Source organism: Janthinobacterium sp. TB1-E2 (assembly GCF_036885605.1).
In the GTDB taxonomy this organism is placed as follows: Bacteria; Pseudomonadota; Gammaproteobacteria; order Burkholderiales; family Burkholderiaceae_D; genus Janthinobacterium; species Janthinobacterium aestuarii.
Map to the genome: position 1 here is coordinate 5,914,718 of NZ_CP142523.1, position 16,137 is coordinate 5,930,854.

A 16,137-nucleotide genomic window follows, 5' to 3' on the forward strand; every position below is an offset into this window, starting at 1 on the left:
TCATCCCCGGGCCGTCGGCGTTTCAAGGCGGCTTAGGTGCGTACGATGGATACGCCACCATCGGCCAGCAGCGCCGTACCAGTGGTAAAGCTTGATGCATCGGACGCCAGGTACAGCGCCGAGCGGGCGATCTCGTCCGGCGTGGCCAGGCGTTTCAATGCGTGCAGTCCCGCCACGAAGGCCTGCGCCTCGGGCGTACTGGCCACTTGCCGCCCCAACGGTGTATCGGTACCGCCCGGCAGCAGGGCATTCACGCGGATGCCCGCCGCGCCATACTCGGCCGCCAGAGCCTTCGTCAAGCCGATCACACCCGCCTTGCTGGCCGCATACGCCGCCATGCCGGGCATGCCCAAGGTATGGCCGACAAAGGTCGAGGTAAAAATCAGCGAGCCGCCGCCGCGCGCCGCCATGGCAGGCAACTGGTACTTGGCCGCCAGGAAGGCGCTCGTGAGATTGGTATCAACCGTCGCCCGCCAGTCTTCCAGGGCAACTTCCTGCGTGGGCCCCATGGGCCCCAGGGTGCCCGCATTATTAAAAGCGATATCGAGGCCGCCAAAGCGTTGCAGCGCCAGCGCCACGGCCCCTTGCGCGCACGCGGCGTCGCCCACATCGCCGGCACAGGCCACGGCTTGCGCGCCACCGTCCTCCAGTTGCGCCACGAGCGCATCGAGTTCCGTCCGCCGCCGCGCCACCAGCACCAGCCGCGCGCCATGGCGGGCAAACAGCCGCGCCGCCGCATGGCCGATGCCCGAGCTGGCGCCCGTGATGATGGCGACCTTGTTGTCCAGTTGCTTCATGGGATATCCCTCCAGGTGAATGAAGGGACACGATAGGACGGCAGGCCAGGCGCTGCACTCCGCTTCTTGCGCTGGAATCGGCGCGGTCAAAGACTTCAACGCTTGTGTAAAACACGCGCCAAGCATAAAACTTGCCAGATTGTGACAAATCAGTGATAATGCGTCTCGCGTTGCCGGGATGGCGGAATAGGTAGACGCACGGGACTCAAAATCCCGCGCTGGAAACAGCGTGCCGGTTCGATTCCGGCTCCCGGCACCACAGAACACTTTAGTAGCACCTGATCAAACCCGCCCATCGCCAGATGCTGCGGGTTTTTTTACGTCAGCGCCCGCATGGGCAGTGGGCAGCAAGCCGGCCAGCTGGCCGACACCTTCCCCGCAGATCAGCGTTCCTCGCGATAATAATCGCAACCCTCGAACGTGGTGCGCAGCGCCTGCTGCAGCTGGGCGTAGCGCTCTGGCGTCAAATTGAAACGCACGTCGATCTGGCCATCGTCATCCATCTGCATGGCGGCCTCGGCATCCATCTGCACGGACAATCGGTTCGGATGCAAAATCACGGCGTGCATGTGGCCATACCAGGCGAATTCCTGGCCGCAGTATTCGATGTAGGGCTCGTCCATGCCCATGGCCACGTCCTGCTCGTCATATTCTTCGGCGCGCTGCAGCATCAGGTAGACGGGTTCGCCTTTGCCGGCTGGCGCGGCCAGGGTGGTGATCAGGGCGTCGTCTTCATTAATGACGGACAACTCGGTGGCGGTAAATCCTGCGGACATGGCGTGCTTTCAACAAATGGATGGATGACGCCACCATAGCGCAAAAGCGTCCCGGACAACATAGCGCGCGGCGAATAAAGCGTGCCGCCTATAATGGCCATTCCATCCATATTGCACAGGAGACCGCCTTGACCGCAGCATCGTCCTACACCACCCGCCTGGCCATCCCCTCCAGCGCCACCTACCAGCACCTGCGCGTCGCCGCCGGCATGAGCGCGAAAAGCACGGCGGCGGCGGCCAAGGGCTTGCCGAACTCGCTGTTTGCCGTGCAAATCCTGCATGGCGACGAGGTGGTGGGTATCGGCCGCGTCATCGGCGATGGCGGCTGCTTCTTCCAGGTCACCGATATCGCCGTGCTGCCGGCCCACCAAGGCAAGGGCCTGGGCAAGCGCATCATGGGCGAGATCATGCAATTCATCGAGACGGAGGTACCGGAAAGCGCGTACGTCAGCCTGATCGCCGATGGCCAGGCGCAAGACTTGTATGCGCAATTCGGTTTCAAGCACACGGCGCCCGCCTCGGTCGGCATGGCGTTGACACGCTAGTGCCAGTCTGGCTGGTTTGCAGCATGGCGCTGGCGCTGCTGTTGAGCGCTGCCGCCTGGGGCGCCGAGCGCCTGCTGCAGCGGCGCGGCCGCACGACGCGCTGGCTGTGGCTGGCGGCCATCGCCGCGTCCGTCCTCTTGCCCCTGGCATGGCTGCCCGGCGTGCTGGCGGCCATGCCGGCGGAACAGGCGCAGCTGAAGCTGGGCTGGTTTGTCTTGTCGACGGGCATGCTGTTGATATTGGCGCTGCGCAGCGTCTGGCTGCTGTCGCACCAGCGCCGCTGGCAAAAGAGCACCTTGCTGGGCACGCCCGTCTTCCTGAGCGGCGGCATCGGTCCCTGCGTGGCGGGACTGCTGCGGCCCCGCATCGTGATGCCCGTCTGGCTGCGATTGATTCTGCCGCCGCAACAAGCGCTGCTGCTGGCGCACGAACAATGCCGGCTGGCCGCGCGCGATCCGCTGCTGCTGGCCGTGGCGTACGCATTGATTATTCTCATGCCGTGGAACCTGCCCCTGTGGTGGCAACTGCACCGGCTGCGCTTTGCCATCGAAGTGGATTGCGACGCGCGCATGCTGGCGCACGGCCACGCGCTGCGCGACTATGCCATCGTGCTGCGCCAGCACGGCCAGTATTATTCGGGCCTGACGGGCGCCTCGCCCATCGTGCTGAGCGACCCACTGGCACTGCGGCGCCGGCGGCAAATCATGGGCAGATTTACGCGGGACCAGGCGGCGAACTTGCTATAGTAGCGGCAACGCCGCGCGGCGCGCCCGCGATCCCGGCTTCCCCCTTCGAAATCAGAGAGATACCATGCTTTACCTGCTTGCCATCGTGATCGTCATCGCCCTGCTGTACTACGTCTTCAGTGGCCGCACGCCCGTCAAACCGCTGCACAAGCCGCTCGTCTCGGTGCGCCAGTACGTGCCGGCGATTCCTCCCGGCACCCCCGCGCACCACTGGAGCGATGAGGGCCGCTTTGCGTCGGAAGTGGAAAACGAGTCGATGTACCAGCCCGCCATCGCCAAGCTGGCCGGCGAGCACGGTCCCGGCAATGCGGAAGAAAAATGCCTGGCCCTGCTCGTCTGCGACGATGCCAATCCTTTCCAGGACAAGGCCATCGCCGTCTTCATCGATGGCCTGCTGGTCGGCTACCTGTCGCACAACGACGCCCTGCGCCTGCGCCGCAACCTCGGTCGCATGGACCTGGTGGGCCAGCTGACCTCGTGCGACGCCGTCATCCGTGGCGGCGGCCTGTGGAATGGCAAGCGCCTGTCGTACGCCGTGTGGCTCGATCTGCAGCCCTACAATTAAGCTATCGCGCGCGCCAGCCTGACGGCGCGCGTGGCGATAAAGCTGGGCAGGTATTTTTCAATTTCAAAGCGCGGGTGGGGATGCATTTCCTCGTGGTAGCCTGCCAGCACGAACCCCGCCGCCAGCTGGCCGCCGATCTGGCTGTCCAGGCCGTGGCCGAAGATCAGCGCCTCGCCCCTGTCCATGCGCGCCGCCAGCGCATCGGCGGGCATATCCTCCACATCCGAATACGGCAGCACAAAACGGGGACGTATCAATCCCTGCTTTGCCCATTGCGGATCGCGGTCGCCGATGAACACGGCCGGATTGAAGAAACTGCTCAGCAGCACGCCGCCGTCCGCCAGCACGCGCGCGCATTCGCGCCACACGGGAGCAATGTCGGGCACGTACTGGTTCGACACGGGGTGCACGATGAGGTCGAAACTGGCGTCGGCAAAGCGGCGCAGGTCGCGCATGTCTCCCTGTACGGTGGCCAGGTGCAAGCCGTCGCGTTCACCCACCATGCGGTCTTTCGCCAGTTGCTGCTCAGATAAATCGAAGACGGTCACGTGTGCGCCGGCCGCGGCCAACACGGGCGCCTGCTGCCCGCCGGCACCGGCCAGGCACAGGATACGCTTGCCTTGCACATCGCCAAGCCAGCCGGCCGGCAAGGAGCCGGGCGTCAAATGGATTTGCCACTGCCCGGCGCGCGCCGCGGCGATGGTGGCGCTGTCGACAGGCTGCGACCATGGGCTGTTCTGTACAGCCTGGGCATCCCAGGCTTGCTGATTATGCCGCAAGAAGTTGTCACTTGAAGGCATCGTCATCCTTTCAGAAAAAACAGGACGCGAATGTAGCATGACACCAGGCAAGGCGTCGCACCTTGTAAAAAAACCACACAATTCTTGATGGCAACTTCCTCGCCGGCATCGCCATTCCACGGGCACGACAAGTCCGCGACCCACCTATCCCGCTCGGGAATAGCTTGCACGACAGGGAAAATAATTACAATTAAGATATTTGTTTCCTGAAATCTGGTAAGGTAATTCGCATCGATCACCCGCAGTGGCGGCAGGCGCCCACGCCAGCGCCAAACGCGTCACCTGTTTGCCTACGATGATACCTGCCAGCGTCCAGCATCTGTTCCACCTTCCCGCCGACCCGGCCCAGCTGCACCACGGCCAACATGCGCCTGGCCTCGTGCTGCTGTCGCTCGTGATCGCCATTTTCACGTCGTGGATGGCTTTCCAGATGACGGCGTACAGCCGCGCGCAGGCGAGCATCAGCCGCCGCTTGCACTTGCTGTGCCTGCTGGCCGGCAGCCTGGCGCTGGGCTGCGGCGTGTGGGCCATGCATTTCATCGGCATGCTGGCCTTCGAGCTGGGCACCAGCATTGCCTACGATCCGGGCCTGACCTTGCTGTCCATCGTGCCCAGCGTGGCGGCCTCGTTCGTGGCCCTGGCCACCATCAGCCGGCGCGCCGTCACGGCGCCGCTGCTGCTGCGCAGCGGCTTGCTGGTGGGCTTGGGCATCGGCGCCATGCATTACACGGGCATGCAGGCCATGCGTGTGGGCCTGTCGCTGCGCTACGATCCGCTGCTGTTCGCGCTGTCGCTCGTCGTTGCCGTGGCGCTGGCCACCCTGGCCCTGTGGATACGTTTCGGCTTGCGCGGCTGGAGCAGCCGCGTGCCCTCGTCGCAGCGCACGCTGATCAGCGCCTGCGTCATGGGTTGCGCGATTACCGGGATGCATTACATGGGCATGCAGGCGGCGCGCTTCGTGGGTACGATCCCCCCGGGCAATGATGCCGATGCCAACCGGCCCATGCTGGTGATCAGCGTGACCCTGCTGACCATTGCCCTGACGATCCTGGTCGCCTCGGCCGTAGGCATCTTGCGCTACCGCGAACTGTTTCGTCACCTGAACCAGAGCGAACACTGGACCCGTTCGCTGCTGACGAGCACAGTCGACGGCGTCATCACGATCGACCGGCACGGCAGCATTATCGACTTCAACGGCGCGGCCGAGCGCATCCTCGGCTGGCGGTCGGCGGAAATTGTCGGCCGCCATGTCAGTGTGCTGGTCAGCGACGTGCGCCAGTCGGAACAGCACGGCCTGCTGCATTACCTGCGCACGGGCGAGGCTGGCGCTTTCCAGTCCAGCGAGGAAATCGTCTACCTGCGCAAGGATGGCGTGCCGGTCGCCGTGCAGCGTTCGGTGGCCAGCGCGCGTCTGGCCGACCAGGATTTATATGTGCTGTTCATTACGGACATCAGCGAACGGCGCGCCATGCTGGCCGCCCTGCGCGAAAGCGAGCAACAGCTGCGCTCGCTGATCGGCAATATTCCGGGCATCGCCTTTCGCTGCACCACGGCGGAAAACCAGCCCATGCTGTTCATCAGCGATGGCGTGGAAGCCGTCACCGGCTATCCGCCCGCCGACTTTCTCGGCGCCGCACCGCGCCGCAGCATCACGGGCCTGATCGCCAGCGAAGAGCGCGCCTACGTCGTCGACGTCTTCAACCGCAGCGTGGCCAGCGGCGAGCCCTACCTGCTGGAATACCGGCTGCTGCATGCCGACGGCACGGCGCGCTGGCTGTGGGAGCGTGGCACCGTCGTGCACGATGCGGCGGGCGCCGTACGCTGGGTCGACGGCGTCATCCTCGATATCAGCGAACGGCGGCAGATGGAGGAAGACTTGCGCAAGGCCAAGGAAAAAGCGGAGCTGGCGGCCGCCACGCGGGCCAGCTTTGTCGCCAACATGAGCCATGAAATCCGCACGCCGATGAACTCCATCCTCGGCTTCACCGATGTGCTGCTCGACTCGCCGCTGGCGCCGGAGCAGCGGCGCCACCTCAACACCGTGCGCCAGTCCGGCCGCTCGCTGTTGCGCCTGCTCAACGAAGTGCTCGATACGGCCAAGCTGGACAAGGGCGCCGTGGCGCTGGAAATGCGCGACTACAGCCTGCTGGCGCTGGTCGATGAACTGGCGTCCACGTATGGCATCCATGCGCGCAACAAGGGTTTGCGCATGGAGGTGCAGTACGACCCGCAACTGCCGGCCGTGTTGCATGGCGACGAATTGCGCATGCGGCAAGTGCTGGGCAACCTGCTCGACAACGCCATCAAGTTCACGCCCAGCGGCGCTGTCAGCCTGACGGCGCGCCGCGACGACGGCCAGCTGCACCTGCTGGTGCGGGACAGCGGCATCGGCATCCCCGCGGAACGGCGCGACGCCATTTTTGATCCGTTCGTGCAGGCGGACGCTTCGACCACGCGGCGCTTTGGCGGCACGGGCCTGGGCACCACCATCAGCAGGCAGTTGGTGACCCTGATGCAGGGGCGCATCTGGGCCGACGCCAGCGTGCCGCACGGCAGCGTATTCCACGTCATGCTGCCCTTGCTGCCGGCACGCCAGGCGGCGCTGCCCGCCAGCGAACGCCGCAGCGTGCGCCTGCCGCCCCTGCGCGTGCTGGCCGCCGACGACGTGCCGCAAAATCTGGAACTGCTGAGCCTGCTGCTGGGCAAACGCGGCCACACGGTGATCACGGCAGGCGATGGCGTGGAAGCCTTGCAGCTGACGCAGCAGGACGACTTCGACATTCTGCTGCTGGACTTGCAAATGCCGCGCATGGATGGCCTGGCCGCCACGCAAGCCATCCGCGCCGCCGCCCTGCGCGATGGCCGCCCGCGCGTGCCCGTGATCGCCATGACGGCCAGCGTGCTCGATGCGCACCGCAAGGCGGCGCGGGCGGCCGGCATGGACGGTTTCGCCACCAAGCCCGTCGAATGGCAAGCGCTGTCGCAAGAAATCGCCCGCGTGCTGGGCCTGGCGGCGGAGCCGGCCGATGACAGCCCCGCGCCCGCTGGAGGAAGAGTGCTGCACCATGCGGGCGCCCTGCAGCGCTGGGCCGGCAACGACAGCGCCTACCGCGCGGCGCTGGCCCGTTTCGGACACGAGCATCCGCGCGTGCCGCCTGCCCTGCTGGCCGCCATCGAAGCACGCGACCACGCGGCGCTCCTGCCGCAAAGTCACCGGCTGCGCGGCGCGGCGGCCAACCTCGGCCTGGAACAGCTGGCCGCCAGCCTGGCGGCCCTGGAACAAGCGTGCGCCAGTCCCGCCCTCGCCACGGCGCCGCAGCTCGATGAGACGCTGGGCAAGCTGCTGACGCAATGGCCGGCGGCCCTGGCCGCCATCGCCCGGCTGGCACCGCCTGCATTGCCGGCGGCAACGACGACGAGCGCCATCGACGCGCCCGCCGCCCGGCAAGCGGCCAGCGCCCTGCTGCAGGCCTTGCAGCGCGGCGAACTCGATGACGCGGCGCAAGCCCAATTGCAGCACGCCATGGGCGCGCAAGCGGATGCGCTGGCGCCGCTGCTGCACGCCATCGACGACTTTGATTTTCCCCTGGCACAGTCGCTCCTGCACGGCCTGCTGCCCACCTTCGCCCCGGAGTCCCCATGAATGCACAAGCCAGGCCCGTGATTCTCGTCGTCGACGATGAAGCGGCCAATTTGCAATTGCTGCGCCAGATCTTGCAGAACGACTACGCGCTGCTGTTCGCCAAGGATGGCGCGCGGGCCCTGGAACTGGCGCAGCAGGAACGCCCGGCCCTGATCCTGCTCGACGTGATGATGCCGGGCATGAGCGGCCACGACACCTGCCGCCAGCTGAAAGCGGCGCCGCTGACGGCCGCCATCCCCGTCATTTTCGTCACCGCCCTGAACGACATGCGCGATGAACTGAGCGGTTTTGAAGCGGGCGCCGTCGATTACATCACCAAGCCGCTCAGCCCCGCCATCGTGCGGGCCCGTGTGCGCACGCATCTGTCGCTGGTGCGCATCGACGAACTGAAGGAAACGCGGCTGCAGATTGTCCAGCGCCTGGGCCTGGCGGCCGAGTACAAGGACAATGAAACGGGCTTGCACGTGATCCGCATGAGCCATTACGCGCGCCTGCTGGGCGTGGCCGCCGGCATGGACGAAGCTGCCGCGGACGACCTGCTGCACGCGGCGCCCATGCACGACGTGGGCAAGATCGGCATTCCCGACCGCATCCTGCAAAAGCCGGGCAAGCTCGACGCGGACGAATGGGCCGTCATGCAGACGCACGCGCGCATCGGCGCCGACATCATCGGCGAACATGCCGCAGGCGGCATGCTGGCGCTGGCGCGCGAAATCGCCCTGTCGCACCATGAAAAATGGGATGGCAGCGGCTACCCGAACGGCTTGGCGGGCGAGGCGATCCCGCTGGCGGGACGCATCATCGCCGTGGCCGACGTCTTCGACGCACTGACCTCGGTGCGCCCGTACAAGCGCGCGTGGTCGGTGACGGACGCCGTGGGCTATTTACAAGCGCAACAAGGCAGCCATTTCGATGCGCGGCTGGTCGAGCTGTTTGTCAAGGAACTGCCCGCCATCGACGCCATCCGGCTGCGCTGGGCAGAGAAAGAGGAAAGCCATGCGGCCGCTTGAAAAGTGAACTCCCGCCACGGCCAGCGTTGTTGCGTCACACAAAACAGTGCCGGACAGATGGCGCCGGCGCCGATGCAGACCACTGGAAGGGCAAGGAGCTCGATGCCATTATGGCCGGCAGCGGGCCAAGCATTTTGATGCACATCAAATAACTTGCACTTTCCTCGCGATGGCCTTGCCGATGGCGCACTGACGTAAAAAGCCGCGCCACCCTCGCGGATGACGCGGCTTTTAACTGACAGCGACAGCCTTAGACTTTGCGCTGGGCGACGGCGTCAACAACACACAGCGCCGTCATGTTGACGATGCGGCGCACGGTGGCCGATGGCGTCAAGATGTGCACGGGCTTGGCGCAGCCGAGCAGGATCGGGCCCACGGCGATGCCGTTGCCGGCGGCCGTTTTCACCAGGTTGTAGGCGATGTTGGCCGACTCGATGTTCGGCATGACGAGCAGGTTGGCGTCGTTCTTCAGTGCCGAATTGGGCATCAGTTTTTGACGCAGCTTGCTGTCGAGGGCCGTATCGCCGTGCATTTCGCCGTCGATTTCCAGGTCCGGCGCGCGTTCCTTGACGATGGCCAGGGCGGCGCGCATCTTTTGCGCCGAGGCGCTGTCGCTGGAACCGAAGTTCGAGTGCGACAGCAGGGCCGCGCGCGGCGAAAGGCCGAAACGGGTCATCTCTTCGGCGGCCATGATGGTGATCTCGGCCAGCTGCTCGGCGTCCGGGTTTTCATTGACGTGCGTGTCGACCATCACCAGCTGGCGCTCCGGCATGATCAGGACATTCATGGCGGCGTAGACATTGCTGCCGGCGCGCTTGCCCAGCACTTGGTCGATGTATTTCAGGTGCAGCTGGGTGGTGCCGAAGGTGCCGCAGATCATGCCGTCGGCGTCGCCCTTGTGGATCATCATCGAACCGATCAGGGTGTGGCGACGGCGCATTTCCAGCTTCGCGTATTCCTCGGTGACGCCCTTGCGGCTCGTCATCGCGTAATACGTGTTCCAGTAATCGCGATAGCGCTCGTCGAAGTCCGGGTTGATGACGTCGAAGTCGACGCCTTGCTTGAGGCGCAGGCCGAACTTCTGGATGCGCGCTTCGAGCACCGGTGGACGGCCGACCAGGATAGGACGCGCCAGTTTTTCATCGACCACCACTTGCACGGCGCGCAGCACGCGCTCTTCTTCGCCTTCGGCGTAGACGATGCGTTTGAGTTCGGCCGGCGTGGATTTGGCCATCAGGAACAGCGGCTTCATGAAGGTGCCGCTGCGGTAGACGAATTGCTGCAGACTGTCCGCGTACGCTTGCAAGTCCTTGATCGGACGCGTGGCGACGCCGGAATCCTCGGCCGCCTTGGCCACCGCTGGCGCGATCTTGATCAGCAGACGCGGATCGAACGGCATCGGGATCAGGTATTCAGGACCGAACGACAGGTTGCTGATGCCATACGTGGTGGCCACGATGTCGGACTGCTCGGCATGCGCCAGATCGGCGATCGCGTGCACGACGGCGATTTCCATTTCGCGCGTGATCGTCGTCGCGCCGCAATCGAGGGCGCCGCGGAAGATGTACGGGAAGCACAGCACGTTGTTGACCTGGTTCGGATAGTCCGAACGGCCCGTGGCGATGATGGCGTCGCTGCGCACGGCCTTGACTTCTTCCGGCAAGATTTCCGGATTCGGGTTGGCCAGCGCCAGGATCAGCGGGTTCGGCGCCATCTTGCGCACCATGTCTTGCTTCAGCACGCCGCCGGCGGAGACGCCGAGGAAAATGTCGGCGTCCGGGATGATCTCGGCCAGGGTGCGCAGCGGCGTGTCTTGCGCGAAGCGTTCCTTGTCCGGGTCCATCAGTTCCGTGCGGCCCTTGTAGACGACGCCGGCCAGGTCGGTGACGTAGATGTTTTTGAGCGGGAAGCCCAGGTCGACGATCAGGTCCAGGCAGGCCAGCGCCGCGGCGCCCGCGCCCGAGACGACCAGTTTGCAGTCCTCGATTTTCTTGCCGACGGCTTTCAGGCCGTTCAGGATGGCCGCGCCGACGATGATGGCGGTGCCGTGCTGGTCATCATGGAAGACGGGAATCTTCATGCGGTCGCGCAGCTGGCGCTCGATGTAGAAGCACTCGGGCGCCTTGATGTCTTCCAGGTTCACGCCGCCGAAGGTCGGTTCCAGCGAAGCGATGATGTCGACCAGTTTATCGGGATCCATCTCGTTGATCTCGATGTCGAAGACGTCGATGCCGGCGAATTTCTTGAACAGCACGCCCTTGCCTTCCATCACAGGCTTGGCGGCCAGCGGGCCGATATTACCCAGTCCCAGCACGGCCGTGCCGTTGGTGATGACGGCCACCAGGTTGCCGCGCGCCGTGTATTTATAGGCATTCGCCGGATCGATGACGATTTCTTCGCACGGTGCCGCCACGCCTGGCGAGTAGGCCAGTGCCAGGTCGCGCTGGTTGGTCAGTTGTTTGGTCGGCGTCACGCTGATTTTGCCGGGGCGCGGGCACTCGTGATACTCGAGTGCGGCCAAGCGCAATTGTTGACGCAATTCTTCTTTTTTATCAGATGACGAATCCATGCTGTGCTGCCTTCCTGTTTGGTCGATCGGGTGTTCCGGATTTTATCAGACCGATTCTTTCAATTAGCTAGGTATTTTCCGCTAGCCACAGTCTGATATCACGAAAACGCATAACCTAGCATTGTAAGGCCGTCCGGCGGCACAAACGTCCTCAACAGGAAAAACTATCAAATTTTAGATTTCAATTAGTTTTTGTGATCACTGACCGGGGACACGCCACAGCGGCAGCGCGGCGACGGCGCGCTCGATATCGTCCATCTCGTCGTCCCCAAGAGTGGTGTCGAATTGGGCGGACAAAATGCGGCGCATCAGCGCCAGGCGCGTCGTCGCCTGCTGCGCGTCGATGAAGCGCGTCGTCTCCGCGCAATACTGCGCGCGCCGCTCTGCATCGGCGCCGTCATCGTCGCCATCGGGATAGTAATGGCGGCCGATGTTATTGAGCGACATTAACAAAAATTCGATCTCGCGCAGGATGCGCAGCGCATCCTCGCCGGACAGCACGATGCGGCGGTTGGCGGGCAGCAGCGATGGCGGCGCGGCTGGATTATTCAAAATTTTCCTCGATCAGGAATGCGTAGTCGTCATCGATCAGCATTTGCAGATAAGCGTCGAAGCTGTCGGCGATGACCTGGTAGTTGTCGGGGTCATGCAGGAAGCGCACGACCTGCCCGACCTTGCCCGACGCCGCGGGCGTGAAATCGATATACAGCCGAGAGGAGCCGCCATTGTTCATGCAATGCGAAAAGCACAGGCGCCGGCCTTGTCGGATACCGGCGTCGATGCGGGCGTCGACGATACCGGGATCTTCCTCCAGGTAATGGCCATAGATATCGGCGATGCTGCGCTGGTTCGCCTGCCCGTCCTGCAGGATCTGCTCGACGGAATTCAGGTAATACGGATACTCGAACACGTCCGAGCCCAGCATGTACACCAGCACCATGCCGCCCGCATATTCCTGATAATAGGTGCCGTTGTACTGGCCCAGCAAGCGCAGCAGGCTGTCCGGGCACAGCGGATATGTCTGGCGCAAGCTGGCCAGTTGCGCCGCGCTGGCGCCGCTGGCCAGCGCCAGCTCCGCCAGCGGCTCTGGTGGCAAGGCCTGGCGCAATCCTGCCAAATAGTGGTCGACGATGTGCATGGGCGAAATATATCAGCTGCCGGCACACGGCACGCGCACCTTAGCGGGCATTGGCCAGCCGCGCCCCCGGCGCGAAGCGCACGCCGATCAGCAGCAGCACCACGACGCCGGCCGCCATCACCATCCACGCCTGGGCCAGGCTGGACGAATGCTGGCGTATCAGGCCGGCGATGAACGGCATGCTGCTGGCGATGATGTAGCCGCCGCCCTGCACGAAACCGAGCAGTGCGCCGGCGCCGGCCGGCTCAACCACGTGGTCCATGCTGACGATCAGCGACAAGGGGAACAAAGCGCCGATGCCGCAGCCCAGCAATATCACGGCGGGCAACGCCAGTTGCGCGGGCGCCACAATCAGGCAGGCCAGGCCGCCCAGCACGGCCAGCAGGACGACCAGCAACAGGATGCGGCGGTCGGGGAAACGGTGGATGACGCTGGAAATCACCAGTCCCGCCAACACCTCCACGAGGGTCAGGCCACCGAGCAGCAAGCCACTGTCGGCCGCGCTCCAGCCCAGCTCCGTGTAAAACGGCGGCAGCCAGGCCAGCACCAAGGTGTACGCGCCCGTGCCGATGCCAAAGAACACCATCAGCAGCCAGGCGCGGCCACTGCCCACGGGCAGGCTGGCGCCCGCGCCGCTGGATACCTCCACGCGCGGAGCGGCTGCCCGGCGCCACAGCAGCGCGGCGGCAAAGGCCGGCAGCGCCCACAGGGCCAGCAGCGCCTGCCAGCCCAGCGATTGCGCCAGCGGTGAAGCGGACGCCGCGGCAATGGCGGCGCCGCCCATGATGCCCGTCGTATAAAAGCCCATCAACTGGCCTGCCCGCTCGGGGAAATGGCGCTTGATGAAGGCGGGCAGCAAGGCTTGCACCAGCGCGATGCCCAGGCCGCCCAGGGCCGCCGTGGCGATCAGGCCGCCGCTGCCATGCAGGGGCCAGCGCAGCGCGCAGGCGGCGGCGATGATGGCGATGCCCAGCGAGATGCCGCGCGCCACGCCCAGCCGGCGCTGCAGCTGCGCGCCCGCCAGCGCGCACACGCCCATGGCGAACACGGGCACGGTGGTCAGCAAGCCCGCATCGGCATTGCTGAGGCCCGTGCCGGCCTGGATGCTGTCGAGCAAGGGGCCGATGGCGGCCAGGATGGGTCGCAGGTTCAAGCCCAGCAGAATGATGGCGGCCACCAGCAGGGCCGAAGACGATGAAGCAGAAAGGGATGCGGCAGGTCGGGCGGAAGGCATGGGATAGTCCTTGCCTCGCTGGGAGGCACATGGTTTAATGCGTCATCAAATATGACTCGATGAAAAGTATCTTAACATAAAGATAGAAATCTATCTTGAGGTCAAGATAAATGGATGCCCATGACAACTACCCCGCAAGAACACACGCGCGCGCAATTTGCCGCCGCACAATGGCAGCGCGAACTGCCGCAGATGGATACGCGCGCCATGCAGCTGGTGGGCCAGTTGGGCACGGTGGCGCAGCTGATGGCGCGCGACTGGCTCAATCCGCTGTTCGCGGAGCACGGCTTGCAGCCGGGCGAATTCGACGTGCTGGCGACCTTGCGCCGCTCGGGCGCGCCCTACAGCCTGACGCCGACGGCCCTGTACGAAGCGGCCATGCTGTCCTCGGGCGGCATGACCAACCGCATCGACCGGCTGGAAGCGGCCGGCTGGATCGAGCGACAGAAGCACCCGACGGACCGGCGCGGCGTGCTGGTGGCCCTGACACAAAGGGGATTGGAATTGATAGAAAAGCTGGTGCTGCTGCACGTGGAGAACGAGCGCGCCATGCTGTCGGCGCTCAGCGCGGACGAGCAGCGCCAGCTCGACCAGTTGCTGGCCAAGCTGCTGCACGGCATGGCGCAGGCGAAGAAAGCTTAGGCGAGCAGACTCGCCAGTTCGCGCAGCGCCGCATTGCCGCGCCGGGCCAGGCGCCGCAGTTCGGCAGGGTCGCGGCTGTCGTAGATGGCCTGGACATGGCGCGCGCTGGCCGCGCGCAAGTCGATATCGCTGTCGCGGTCCGGAAGCTGGGCATCGGCCACATGCCCCTCGACGAGGGTCAGGTAGTAATGGCGCGGCTTGCCACGCAAGTTGGCGCAAAACTGCAGCACCAGGCCGTTGTCGAACAGCAGGGCGCCGCTGCGGCCACCGTGTTCCAGCAGCACGCGACACGCCGGCAAGGGCTGCCGCGCCGCGCGCAGGAAACCGGCCAGGTGTACCTGATAGCCGAGTTCCAGGCCATTCGCGCCCAGCTGGCCGCGCTGCAGATACACCTTGAACGACGCCGGCACGGGCCGGCCGGCGCGGCGGAACAGGCGCGCATCTTCGTACAGGCACAGCTGGCCGCCGTCGCTGATGGCGTCGAAGCCGCGCTCCGCCAGCTCCTGCGCTTCGAAGGTGCGCAAGCCGACGGCTTGCGGGTCGCGCAGCCAGCCGTGGTCGAGCCAGGATTGCAGTAAGACGTGAATATCGAGGAGGGGCATGGCAAGCGGATCGGCAGTGGCAAAGGCGCCTATTGTATGCCAGCCTATAATAGCCGGGCCACACCATCACTCAACGAACTGACCACGCCATGGCCCCACACGACGCGCTTTCCGAATTCGACCTGATCAAACAATATTTCGTGCGCCAGCGCCCCGGCCGCGCCACCCTGGGCATCGGCGACGATTGCGCGCTGATCACGCCCGGCGCCGGCAAGCAGATCGCCATCTCGTCGGACATGCTGGTCGAGGACCGGCACTTCTTTGCCGGCGCCGACGCCCGCATGCTCGGCCACAAGAGCCTGGCCGTGAATTTGTCCGACCTGGCCGCCATGGGCGCGCGTCCCGTGGCATTTACCCTGGCCCTGGCCCTGCCGCAAGCGGAGCGCGCCTGGCTGGCCGGCTTTGCCGACGGCCTGTTTGCGCTGGCCGACGCGTTTAATTGCGAACTCATCGGCGGCGACACCACCAAGGGCCCTTTGAATATCTGCATCACCGTGTTCGGCGAACTGGCGCCGGGCCAGGCCCTGCGCCGCAGCGCGGCCGTGGCGGGCGACGACATCTGGGTCAGCGGCACCTTGGGCGACGCGCGCCTGGCCTTGGCCGGCTACCGCAAGGAACAGGCATTGCCGCCAGCCGACCTGGCCTTGGCAGGCGCGCGCATGCACACGCCGACGCCGCGCGTGGCGCTCGGCTGCGCGCTGGCCGAAGCGGGCCTCGCGCATGCGGCCATCGACATCTCGGACGGCCTGGTGGGAGACCTCGGTCACATCTTGAAAGCGTCGCAGGTGGGCGCCACCCTCGACGTCGACGCCCTGCCTGCCGGCCCAGTGCTGGCGCAGCAGGAGACAGGCTTGCGCCGCCGCTACACGGCCGCCGGCGGCGACGATTATGAATTGTGCTTCACGGCGCCCGCTGCCTCGCGCGACGCCATCGCCGCCCTGGCGGCCAGCTGCGCCACACCAGCCACGCGCGTTGGCAGCATCGAGGCCAAAGCGGGCTTGCGGCTGGTGGATGCGGCCGGGCAGCCGCTCGATCTGCAGCTGTCTTCCTTCGACCATTTCAGCGCATAA

General features: G+C 65.2%; 15 protein-coding genes and 1 tRNA gene. 8 read left to right on the forward strand and 8 right to left on the reverse strand.

From position 1 onward, the window contains the following. Positions 1-32: 32 nt before the first annotated feature. The gene (locus tag OPV09_RS26630; protein ID WP_338679851.1) at positions 33-797 is read right to left on the reverse strand and encodes an SDR family oxidoreductase; all 765 of its coding nucleotides are present in this window, start codon (positions 795-797) and stop codon (positions 33-35) included. 172 nt (positions 798-969) lie between these two features. Here OPV09_RS26630 and OPV09_RS26635 point away from each other — a divergent pair. Beyond that, positions 970-1,056 (forward strand) — tRNA-Leu (locus OPV09_RS26635). Between the two features lie 124 nt (positions 1,057-1,180). On the opposite strand, the gene OPV09_RS26640 is transcribed toward OPV09_RS26635, so the two are convergent. Next, entirely contained in the window at positions 1,181-1,573 is a 393-nt protein-coding gene (locus OPV09_RS26640) for an Imm10 family immunity protein (RefSeq protein WP_099376409.1), read from the reverse strand. A gap of 128 nt (positions 1,574-1,701) precedes the next feature. Between OPV09_RS26640 and OPV09_RS26645 the strand changes: the two genes are divergently transcribed. The 3 genes from OPV09_RS26645 (at position 1,702) to OPV09_RS26655 (ending at position 3,429) form a co-directional block, all read left to right on the forward strand. After that, a complete protein-coding gene (locus OPV09_RS26645) occupies positions 1,702-2,118 on the forward strand; it encodes a GNAT family N-acetyltransferase (protein WP_070301089.1) in 417 nt (138 codons plus the stop codon). Next, positions 2,118-2,864: a M56 family metallopeptidase gene (locus OPV09_RS26650; RefSeq protein ID WP_338679854.1), complete on the forward strand. Its 747-nt coding sequence runs from the start codon at positions 2,118-2,120 to the stop codon at positions 2,862-2,864. The genes OPV09_RS26645 and OPV09_RS26650 overlap by 1 nt, the downstream gene beginning before the upstream one ends. A gap of 64 nt (positions 2,865-2,928) precedes the next feature. Beyond that, positions 2,929-3,429, forward strand: a complete 501-nt coding sequence (locus tag OPV09_RS26655) for a hypothetical protein (RefSeq protein ID WP_338679855.1) — start codon at positions 2,929-2,931, stop codon at positions 3,427-3,429. Here OPV09_RS26655 and OPV09_RS26660 read toward each other — a convergent pair. Further along, a complete protein-coding gene (locus OPV09_RS26660; RefSeq protein ID WP_319990603.1) occupies positions 3,426-4,229 on the reverse strand; it encodes a class I SAM-dependent methyltransferase in 804 nt (267 codons plus the stop codon). The two genes, OPV09_RS26655 and OPV09_RS26660, sit on opposite strands and share 4 nt — an antisense overlap. A gap of 295 nt (positions 4,230-4,524) precedes the next feature. Here OPV09_RS26660 and OPV09_RS26665 point away from each other — a divergent pair, with 295 nt between their 5' ends. Both OPV09_RS26665 and OPV09_RS26670 read left to right on the forward strand, forming a co-directional pair. Continuing rightward, positions 4,525-7,872, forward strand: coding sequence for an MHYT domain-containing protein (locus tag OPV09_RS26665; RefSeq protein WP_338682388.1), 3,348 nt, complete (start codon positions 4,525-4,527; stop codon positions 7,870-7,872). Further along, entirely contained in the window at positions 7,869-8,882 is a 1,014-nt protein-coding gene (locus OPV09_RS26670) for a response regulator (protein WP_338679856.1), read from the forward strand. Before OPV09_RS26665 ends, OPV09_RS26670 begins: the two co-directional genes overlap by 4 nt. 250 nt (positions 8,883-9,132) lie before the next feature. Here the strand turns inward: OPV09_RS26670 and OPV09_RS26675 are convergent, their stop codons facing one another. From OPV09_RS26675 to OPV09_RS26690, 4 genes are all read right to left on the reverse strand, one after another. Then, positions 9,133-11,451 carry an NADP-dependent malic enzyme gene (locus OPV09_RS26675; RefSeq protein ID WP_034746204.1) on the reverse strand — a complete coding sequence of 773 codons (2,319 nt, stop codon included), beginning with the start codon at positions 11,449-11,451 and terminating at the stop codon, positions 9,133-9,135. 198 nt (positions 11,452-11,649) lie between these two features. Next, entirely contained in the window at positions 11,650-12,003 is a 354-nt protein-coding gene (locus tag OPV09_RS26680; protein WP_338679857.1) for a hypothetical protein, read from the reverse strand. Next, positions 11,996-12,589 (reverse strand): SMI1/KNR4 family protein, encoded by a 594-nt coding sequence (locus tag OPV09_RS26685; protein WP_338679858.1) that lies wholly within the window; start codon positions 12,587-12,589, stop codon positions 11,996-11,998. The genes OPV09_RS26680 and OPV09_RS26685 overlap by 8 nt, the downstream gene beginning before the upstream one ends. 40 nt (positions 12,590-12,629) lie before the next feature. Further along, the gene (locus tag OPV09_RS26690; protein ID WP_338679859.1) at positions 12,630-13,823 is read right to left on the reverse strand and encodes an MFS transporter; all 1,194 of its coding nucleotides are present in this window, start codon (positions 13,821-13,823) and stop codon (positions 12,630-12,632) included. A 120-nt stretch (positions 13,824-13,943) separates the two neighbouring features. Here OPV09_RS26690 and OPV09_RS26695 point away from each other — a divergent pair, with 120 nt between their 5' ends. Next, complete coding sequence (locus tag OPV09_RS26695; RefSeq protein ID WP_331777198.1) at positions 13,944-14,465, forward strand: MarR family transcriptional regulator; 522 nt, start codon at positions 13,944-13,946, stop codon at positions 14,463-14,465. Here OPV09_RS26695 and OPV09_RS26700 read toward each other — a convergent pair. Continuing rightward, positions 14,462-15,067: a hypothetical protein gene (locus OPV09_RS26700; RefSeq protein ID WP_338679861.1), complete on the reverse strand. Its 606-nt coding sequence runs from the start codon at positions 15,065-15,067 to the stop codon at positions 14,462-14,464. The genes OPV09_RS26695 and OPV09_RS26700 overlap by 4 nt on opposite strands. Positions 15,068-15,156: 89 nt before the next feature. Here OPV09_RS26700 and thiL point away from each other — a divergent pair, with 89 nt between their 5' ends. Beyond that, entirely contained in the window at positions 15,157-16,137 is a 981-nt protein-coding gene (gene thiL, locus OPV09_RS26705; RefSeq protein WP_338679862.1) for a thiamine-phosphate kinase, read from the forward strand.

Bases quoted from the DNA above. Each gene is read 5' to 3' on its own strand.
- OPV09_RS26675 (WP_034746204.1), bottom strand. From the start codon at position 11,451: ATGGATTCGTCATCTGATAAAAAAGAAGAATTGCGTCAACAATTGCGC.
- OPV09_RS26655 (WP_338679855.1), top strand. From the start codon at position 2,929: ATGCTTTACCTGCTTGCCATCGTGATCGTCATCGCCCTGCTGTACTAC.
- OPV09_RS26685 (WP_338679858.1), bottom strand. From the start codon at position 12,589: ATGCACATCGTCGACCACTATTTGGCAGGATTGCGCCAGGCCTTGCCA.
- OPV09_RS26665 (WP_338682388.1), top strand. From the start codon at position 4,525: ATGATACCTGCCAGCGTCCAGCATCTGTTCCACCTTCCCGCCGACCCG.
- OPV09_RS26695 (WP_331777198.1), top strand. From the start codon at position 13,944: ATGACAACTACCCCGCAAGAACACACGCGCGCGCAATTTGCCGCCGCA.
- OPV09_RS26640 (WP_099376409.1), bottom strand. From the start codon at position 1,573: ATGTCCGCAGGATTTACCGCCACCGAGTTGTCCGTCATTAATGAAGAC.
- OPV09_RS26670 (WP_338679856.1), top strand. From the start codon at position 7,869: ATGAATGCACAAGCCAGGCCCGTGATTCTCGTCGTCGACGATGAAGCG.
- OPV09_RS26700 (WP_338679861.1), bottom strand. From the start codon at position 15,067: ATGCCCCTCCTCGATATTCACGTCTTACTGCAATCCTGGCTCGACCAC.
- thiL (WP_338679862.1), top strand. From the start codon at position 15,157: ATGGCCCCACACGACGCGCTTTCCGAATTCGACCTGATCAAACAATAT.
- OPV09_RS26630 (WP_338679851.1), bottom strand. From the start codon at position 797: ATGAAGCAACTGGACAACAAGGTCGCCATCATCACGGGCGCCAGCTCG.
- OPV09_RS26660 (WP_319990603.1), bottom strand. From the start codon at position 4,229: ATGCCTTCAAGTGACAACTTCTTGCGGCATAATCAGCAAGCCTGGGAT.
- OPV09_RS26690 (WP_338679859.1), bottom strand. From the start codon at position 13,823: ATGCCTTCCGCCCGACCTGCCGCATCCCTTTCTGCTTCATCGTCTTCG.